At 36.9% G+C, this 1,047-nt stretch carries 1 protein-coding gene; it reads left to right on the top strand.

Annotation, left to right across the window (positions count from 1 at the left end):
- Nucleotides 1–195 precede the first annotated feature (195 nt).
- Nucleotides 196–783 carry a site-specific integrase gene (locus tag DDF78_RS12385; RefSeq protein WP_152587883.1) on the top strand — a complete coding sequence of 196 codons (588 nt, stop codon included), beginning with the start codon at nt 196–198 and terminating at the stop codon, nt 781–783.
- Nucleotides 784–1,047 lie beyond the last annotated feature (264 nt).

The raw sequence follows: 1,047 nt of genomic DNA, 5'->3' as shown, positions 1-1,047 counted from the left end.
CCTTGTTTTGCTAGGTTAGCTTTAGCCCGTTCACTAATGTCAGGTGTTACACGAGTTGAAATTGTCTTGTTTTTAATAATAGTATTACTCATTCTAATCCGCCTCCCTTAAGTTTACCATCGTACTACACTATAATATTCGATTTTTAGGTTTTCTGCAACTAAATTAATTTTAAAGTAAAGGAACTAACAGCTTATGCGACAAGTTGTCTTACCCATCAAAGATTCAAACGTTCTTAAAGAGGTTCAAGATACGTTACTCAATAACTTTAAAGCTGGCCGACGTAACTATACGATTTTTCAAGTTGGTAAAGCGACGCTACTGCGAGTGAGTGACGTTATGGGCTTAAAACAGGCCGATATTTTTAATCCGGACGGTTCTATTAAACAAAATGCGTTTATTCATGACCGAAAAACTGGTAAACCTAATACCTTGTACCTTAAGCCTGTTCAAACAGAGCTCTTATTGTACCGTCAATGGCTGCTTGATAATAAGCTGGATTCTGAATGGCTCTTTCCTTCCATTCAACACCCCGAACGACATATCACAGAAAAACAGTTCTACAAAATCATGAGCAAAGTCGGCGATCTTTTAAATATTAATTACCTTGGTACCCACACAATGCGCAAGACTGGAGCTTATCGCGTTTATACGCAATCCAATTACAATATTGGCTTAGTCATGCACTTATTAAATCATTCAAGTGAAGCCATGACTTTAGCTTATTTAGGCTTAGACCAAGCCAGTACCGAAACTATGTTAGATCAAATTGATTTTGGTTAGTTTTATTTGGATTTTTAGTTGTTGCCGAAGGCAACTTCTGAGACAGATTTTAAGCACAAAACCTCCACTAATTTTTGGTGGAGTGTAAGTGCGCTTTGACCGAGATTTGCTCGGTTTGCGGACTCACATAGATTTTCTATGTGTAAGCGCGCATTAAACTCATTTCATTCCGTTTAATAACGCTAAAAAATAGCTAACTTGATCATTGAAATAAAGGGTGTTTTTTAGTTCAAAGCGCATTTACACACAACAACTAAAGTTGAT

Source organism: Bifidobacterium tibiigranuli, from assembly GCF_009371885.1.
Lineage (GTDB): Bacteria > Actinomycetota > Actinomycetes > Actinomycetales > Bifidobacteriaceae > Bifidobacterium > Bifidobacterium tibiigranuli.
This window is presented reverse-complemented; position numbering and strand designations above follow the sequence as displayed.